8 protein-coding genes are annotated in these 6,612 nt (G+C 65.2%); all 8 read left to right on the plus strand.

Translation table 11 applies throughout. From position 1 onward, the window contains the following. Positions 1–78 precede the first annotated feature (78 nt). A complete protein-coding gene (gene mbhE / locus NZN28_RS01540; protein WP_295394983.1) occupies positions 79–2,355 on the plus strand; it encodes a hydrogen gas-evolving membrane-bound hydrogenase subunit E in 2,277 nt (758 codons plus the stop codon). Then, complete coding sequence (locus NZN28_RS01545; protein WP_295394985.1) at positions 2,352–2,777, plus strand: Na+/H+ antiporter subunit B; 426 nt, start codon at positions 2,352–2,354, stop codon at positions 2,775–2,777. Before mbhE ends, NZN28_RS01545 begins: the two co-directional genes overlap by 4 nt. After that, the gene (locus NZN28_RS01550; RefSeq protein ID WP_295394986.1) at positions 2,777–3,169 is read left to right on the plus strand and encodes an NADH-quinone oxidoreductase subunit K; all 393 of its coding nucleotides are present in this window, start codon (positions 2,777–2,779) and stop codon (positions 3,167–3,169) included. Before NZN28_RS01545 ends, NZN28_RS01550 begins: the two co-directional genes overlap by 1 nt. Beyond that, positions 3,166–4,644: a Na+/H+ antiporter subunit D gene (locus NZN28_RS01555; protein WP_295394988.1), complete on the plus strand. Its 1,479-nt coding sequence runs from the start codon at positions 3,166–3,168 to the stop codon at positions 4,642–4,644. The genes NZN28_RS01550 and NZN28_RS01555 overlap by 4 nt, the downstream gene beginning before the upstream one ends. Then, entirely contained in the window at positions 4,641–5,120 is a 480-nt protein-coding gene (locus NZN28_RS01560) for a Na+/H+ antiporter subunit E (RefSeq protein ID WP_295394990.1), read from the plus strand. Before NZN28_RS01555 ends, NZN28_RS01560 begins: the two co-directional genes overlap by 4 nt. Further along, positions 5,117–5,383, plus strand: coding sequence for a cation:proton antiporter (locus NZN28_RS01565; RefSeq protein WP_295394992.1), 267 nt, complete (start codon positions 5,117–5,119; stop codon positions 5,381–5,383). The genes NZN28_RS01560 and NZN28_RS01565 overlap by 4 nt, the downstream gene beginning before the upstream one ends. A 2-nt stretch (positions 5,384–5,385) precedes the next feature. Next, positions 5,386–5,769, plus strand: a complete 384-nt coding sequence (gene mnhG, locus NZN28_RS01570; RefSeq protein ID WP_295394993.1) for a monovalent cation/H(+) antiporter subunit G — start codon at positions 5,386–5,388, stop codon at positions 5,767–5,769. A gap of 474 nt (positions 5,770–6,243) precedes the next feature. After that, the coding region (locus NZN28_RS01575; RefSeq protein ID WP_295394995.1) for a hypothetical protein at positions 6,244–6,612 on the plus strand (369 nt) is incomplete at its 3' end.

Genomic DNA, 6,612 nt, shown 5'->3' on the forward strand with positions numbered 1-6,612 from the left:
TGGAGACGGTCAACGGTCTCCGCTCTTTGTTATGTCAGGGTAAACTATGCGGCGTCGGTTTCGTTCTGGAGCTCGAGGATGATTCTCGCTGTAACATCGGCTTTTTTGGGTGCGCTGCTGGCGCCGTTGGTGTACCGCTGGCTGGGCCAGCTGGCGGGCTGGGGCCTGGCCCTTTTACCGCTGGGCCTTACGGTGTACTTCGCCAGCCTGCTGCCTACCGTGGTTGCAGGCGAAACGGTGCGGCACAGCGCGGCCTGGGTGCCCACCCTCTCGGTCAACTTTTCCTTTTACTTAGACGGGCTTTCGCTCCTGTTCGCCCTGCTCATCACGGGCATCGGCACCTTCATCGTCATTTATACCGGCGGCTACCTGAAGGGCCACCCCGATCTGGGCCGGTTCTACATGACCATCCTGCTCTTCATGGCCTCCATGCTGGGCCTGGTGCTGGCCGACAACATCGTGACCCTGTTTGTGATGTGGGAGCTGACCAGCCTGACCTCCTACCTGCTGATCGGCTTCAACCACACCGAGTTCCGCTCCCGCCGCGCCGCCACCCAGGCCCTGTTTGTCACGGCGGGGGGTGGGCTGGCCCTGCTGGCCGGGCTCGTTTTGCTGGCCGGGATGGGGGGCTCGTGGGAGATTTCCGAGCTGCTCGCCAAGGGCGAGGTGCTGCGGGCGCATCCGTGGTACCTGGGTGCGCTGGTGCTGGTACTCGTGGGTGCCTTCACCAAATCGGCCCAGTTCCCCTTCCACTTCTGGCTGCCCAACGCCATGGAGGCGCCCACCCCGGTCTCGGCCTACCTGCACTCGGCCACCATGGTCAAGGCCGGGGTGTATCTGCTGGCCCGACTCCAGCCCGCTTTAGGCGGCACCGAGGTCTGGAGCAGCACCCTGATGGCCTTCGGGCTGGCCACCCTGCTCACCGGGGCCACCCTCACCTTCCGCCACACCGACCTCAAGCGGCTTCTGGCCTATTCCACGGTGGCCGCGCTGGGGGCGCTGGTGTTTGCGATTGGGCTGGTGCCCCTCACCAGCTACTACGGGGCGGTAGGGTTTGCCACCTTCCTGCTGGCCCACTCGCTCTATAAGGGGGGGCTCTTCATGGCGGCGGGGGCGGTGGACCACGAGGCGGGCACCCGCGACATCAACCAGCTCTCGGGCCTCTTTCGGGTGATGCCCATCACAGGGGTGGCGGTGGGGCTCTCGGCCCTGTCGCTGGCCGGGCTGCCGCCGGTGCTGGGCTTCATCGGCAAGGAGGTGCTCTACCTGGCCGCCTTGCAGGCCGCGCCAGCCTGGATAATTGGGCTGGCGGTGCTGGGCTTTGCGGTGGGGGCGACCCTGGCCCTGATCCTCACGGTGCCCTTTTTCCGCGGCCAGCCCCCCACCGGGGTGCACGAGGGGCCCCCGAGCCTCTGGCTGGGGCCCGTGGTGCTGGCGGGGCTGGGCCTTTTGGTGGGGCTTTTCCCTGGGCTTTACAACCCCCTGGCCGACGCCGTGGCCAGCGCGGTGAAGGGAGCGCCCACCAGCTACCACCTGAAGCTCTGGCCGGGCTTCAATCCGGCCCTGCTTCTGAGCCTGCTGACGGTGGCGGTGGGGGTGGGGCTTTACTTCGTCTACCCACGCCTCCAGGCCTGGATGGCCCAAGACCCCCTCCCCGGCCCCGAGAACGCCTATGTGGCTTTGCTGCGGGGGCTTTTGCGGCTGGCAGCGCGCCTCGAGCAAACGCTGCAAAGCGGCTCGCTGCGGGCCTATTTGGTCTGGGTTTTTGCAGGCCTCTCCGGGCTGGTGGGGCTGGCCCTGTGGCGGGGCGGCCCCTTTAGGTGGCCCGGCGAAACCTCCGCTCTGAGCCCGGCCCAGCTGGTGCTGGTGGCCCTGATGCTTTTGGGAGGGCTGCTGGTGCTGCGGCTGCGCTCGCACCTGGCGATGGTGGTGGTGGCGGGCATTGTGGGGGCCGGGGTGGCGCTGTTGTTCCTGCTGCAAAACGCCCCCGACCTCTCGATTACCCAGTTTTTGGTCGAGACCCTGACCGCCATCCTGATTGCCCTGGTGCTGCTGCAAATCCGCAACATCGGCGAGGTGCCCCGGGGCCGCTGGCTGGACAAGCTGGTGGCGCTCTTGTTTGGCGGCCTGGTGACCGTGCTGATGCTGGGGATGCTCTCAGAGCCCATAGAGCTGCACCTGACCCAGTTTTTCGCCGAGAAGAGTCTGCCCGAGGGATTCGGGCGCAACATCGTGAACGTGATTCTGGTGGACTTCCGGGGGCTCGACACCTTCGGCGAGATTACCGTGGTGGGGCTGGCCGGCCTGGGGGTCTATGCCCTCTTGAAGCGCCTGCGCCGGGAGGAGAAACCGTGAACACCCTCATTTTGAAAACCACCTCGAGGTTCCTCTTTACCCTGTTGCTCTTGCTTTCGGTCTTCTTGCTGCTGCGCGGCCACAACGAGCCGGGCGGGGGCTTCATCGGGGCGCTGGTGGCGGTGGGGGCCTATGCGCTCTTTGCCCTGGCCCACGGGCTTACGGCGGCCCGCAAGCTGCTGCCCCTGCCCCCCTTGCGGCTGGTGGGCTGGGGCCTGCTGGTGGCCCTGCTGAGCGCGCTGGTGGCCTTCTTCCTGAATAAACCCCTCATGACCGGCGTCTGGTTCAGCCTGTTGGGGGTAAAGGTGGGCACCCCGGTCATCTTCGATATCGGGGTCTATCTGACCGTGTTTGGGGCGCTTCTGTCGGCCATTTTTGGCCTCGAGGAGACCGCCGACCGCACCCCCGAGGAGGCCCCCTGATGGAAACCTGGATGGCCTTGTTAGTGGGCGGCCTGAGCGCGGTGGGGGTTTACCTGATGCTAAGGCCCCACCTGATTCAGTTTTTGATTGGCTTTCTGGTGCTGGGCAACGCGGCCAACCTGCTAATTTTCACCTCCGGTCGGCTGGGCAGCGCGTTCCCGCCGCTGGTGCAGCCGGACGGCACGGTGCTGGCACCCTATGCCAACCCCCTGCCCCAGGCCCTGATTCTGACCGCCATCGTGATTGGCTTCGCCTTAGCGGCTTTTGGCATCGTGCTTTTCTTCCGGGCCGAGCAGGTCTTGAAGACGCTAAACGCCGAGGCCATGCCAGAAAGGCTCGAGGCCGCCCCCGCCCCCTCGCCGGTGGACGAGGTACGGGAGGAGCGGGCATGAGCTGGCTGATTGTCCTCCCTCTGCTGATTCCCCTCACCACCGGCATTCTGTGCCTGGTGCTGGGGAGCCGCTCCGCTCAGCGGGTGCTGGGCCTGGTGGGGGCGCTGGGCCTGCTGGCTGCCGCCCTGGCCCTGCTCAGCCAGGTCAACCAGCGGGGCATCCAGGCGGTACAGGTGGGCAACTGGCCCGCGCCCTTCGGCATCACCTTCGCAGCCGACCACCTCTCGGCGCTGATGGTGCTGGTCAGTGGGGTGGTGGCGGTCGTGGTGGCCCTCTATGCCTTAGCCGAGGGCGACACCCCCCGCGAACAACAGGGCTACTACGCCCTGAGCCACCTTTTGCTCTTTGGGGTCAACGGGGCCTTCCTCACCGGCGACCTCTTCAACCTCTACGTCTGGTTCGAGGTGCTGCTGCTTTCCTCCTTCGTGCTGATGATTCTGGGAGGTAGCAAGGCCCAGCTCGCGGGGGGGGTTAAATACTTCGCGGTCTCGCTCCTCTCCTCGATTCTGTTTCTGGTGGCGGTGGGCCTTCTGTACGGGGCTACCGGGGCTTTGAACATGGCCGACCTGGCCACCCGGGTAGGCTCGCTCGCGCCGGGCCTGCGCGACGGGCTGGCCATGCTCTTCCTGGGGGCTTTCGGCCTCAAGGCGGCAGTGTTTCCCTTCTTCTTCTGGCTGCCGGCCTCCTACCCCGCCCCGCCCGTCATCATCTCGGCCCTGTTTGCCGGGCTTCTGACCAAGGTGGGGGTGTATGCGCTGCTGCGGGTCTTCACCCTGCTCTTCACCCAGGACACCGCCTTCACCCATACGGTCATCCTCTGGGTAGCGGGCCTTACCCTGCTTCTGGGGGTGCTGCTGGCCCTGGCCCAGGGGGAGCTAAGGCGGCTGCTTTCCTTCCAGCTGGTGAGCCACATCGGCTATATGCTGATGGGCCTGGGCATCCTGACCCCACTGGGCCTGACCGGCTCGGTGTTTTATGCCCTCAACCACATGATTGTGATTGCCGCTTTGTTCCTGCTGGCGGGGCTTTTAGAGCGCCTGCAGGGCACCACCGTGCTGGTGCGGATGGGCGGGCTGTACCAGAGCCACCCCTGGCTGGCGGTGCTCTTCTTGCTGCCGGCTTTCTCGCTGGCCGGGCTGCCGCCTTTCTCGGGCTTCTGGGCCAAGTTCACGCTGGTGGCGGCGGGCCTGCAGGCCGGGCAGTACGCCATTGTGGCGGTGGCCCTGCTGGTGGGCCTCTTGACCCTGCTCTCGATGGGCCTGGTGTTTGCCGAGGCCTTCTGGAAAAACCCGCCCAGGCCCCTGGCTGGCACCCCAACCCCGCCGGGGCTGGGGGTGCCGGTGGCGCTGTTGGCCCTGCTCGCCCTGGGCCTGGGGCTGTGGGCCGAGCCGCTTTTAGCCCTCTCGCAAAGGGCGGCGCAGGAGCTGCTCGAGCCCAGCCGCTATATTGAAGCCGTACTGGGGGTGAGCCGATGAGGGCCTTCGTCTACAACGTGGTGCTGACGGTGTTCTGGATGCTGGTGACGGAGAGCTTTACCCTCTCCAACTTTCTGGTGGGCTTCGCCCTCTGCTTTTTGATTCTGCTCCTGGCCCGCCCCCTCTTCGATGCCCCCTCGAGGCGCTACTTCACCCTGGCCTGGAAGCTGCCCCGCTTTGGGGCCCTGATGCTCTGGGAGATTGTGCTCTCGAGCCTGCGGGTGGCCCAGGCCGTGCTCTCGCCCCGCCTGTCCATCAAGCCGGGCTTCATCGCCTACCCCCTGACCGTCAAAAGCGACCTGGAAATCACCCTGCTGGCCAACCTGATCACCCTCACCCCCGGCACCCTGAGCTTAGACGTCTCCACCGACCGCAAGGTGCTCTACGTGCACGGGATGTTTGTGGACGACCCCCAGGCCGTCATCCAGTCCACCCACGACAGCCTGGAAAAAGCCGTACTGGAGGTGACCCGATGAGCTTTCTGGAGGGAGCCTTGCTGGCTTTGACCCTGACCCTGCCCTTCGCGGTGTACCGCCTGGTCAAAGGCCCCACCCTGCCCGACCGGGTGGTGGGCCTCGACCTGATTACCTCGGTGGCGGTGGCCATGGCCGCGCTGTACGCGCTACTGAGCGGCCAGACCGCCTTTTTAGACGTGGCCATCGCGCTGGCTTTATTCGCCTTTCTGGCCACGCTGGGCCTGGCCCGCTACATCGAGTACCGGGGCCACAAAGGAGACTGAGCATGATAGAGTTGCTGGTCTATGCGCTGGTTGCCCTGGGAATCTTCTTTCTCCTGGTTGCGGCCATCGGGGTGGTGCGGATGCCCGACCTCTACAACCGGATGCACGCCACCTCCAAGGCGGGTACGTTGGGGGTGGGCCTGATTCTGGTGGCGGTGGCGGTGTTCTATCAGGAGCTCTCGGTGGCGGCCCGGGCGCTGTCGGCCCTGGCCTTCATCATCCTGACCGCGCCGGTGGCGGCCCACGCCCTGGGCCGGGCGTCCTATCTTTCGGGTGTGAAGCCCTGTGAAGACACCTATATTGACGAGCTGGCCGGGCACTACCAGAAAAACCACAAGCTCGAGTCGGTGGACAAGACCACGCCCTCGAGCCCCACGGAGTCTTGAGAACGGCTGTGACTGGGCCTGTCGCGCCCGTCACAGACGTGGCCGCCCATCCAGCCGGCCCCTGTTCTTTCAGGACAAAGCTTTCTCATAGTCGAATGGCTCTAGATATGTGAAGAGCGCTCTACAAACAACTTTTTTTGTGGGCAGCTGGGTCAGCGGGGAGTGCGATGAAGCGTCAGCACTCCTGACTGGAGGTGTTCTTGTTGAGCATGGCCTCGACCCCGGTCTAGGCGGTGCTGCAACCCCATCCGACAATGGCACATCGAGGAGGAATGGCTCCCCCTGGGCATCCTGCATCCTGCAGGACAGCTCCGTCAGCAGCAATTGCACTGAAGGCCACCGGCATCCGGCCCATGCGCTGCACATGCACTTCTGCGTGCATTGAACCCCGCTGGAGGCCCTGGGGGCGAGTGGAGCCCGGGCTGATTCTCATTTGAACCTCAGGGCGTCCATGGAGCACCTACAATCCTCCTTATGCAGAAGGAGTTGGATGTGCCGACCAATATAAGCCACAACGAAGAAATCTTGCAGGGCGGGGCCGCCCTGTACAACGGGGTCTTCCTGATGACCAACCGGCAGGTGGCGGTGGGCTACCGCACCGAGGACGGTGGGGTGCGCAGCCTGAGCCACCCCCTACCGAGCTTCCTGCAACGCCTGGGCCCCCTGGCCGGGCTGGCCATTATCCCCCTTTCCTGGTGGAGCCTGTACCTGGTGGCGCGCCATCGGCAAGCTACCAGGCGTGAGCGCGAAGACTTGCAAGCCATGCGGTGGGGCATAGGCGTGGGCCTCCCGTTGGCTTTTGTGGGAGCGCATTTTGACGTTCTGGACGCTATCTTGCTGGCA

It is taken from the genome of Meiothermus sp., from assembly GCF_025056915.1.
Taxonomy (GTDB): Bacteria; Deinococcota; Deinococci; order Deinococcales; family Thermaceae; genus Meiothermus.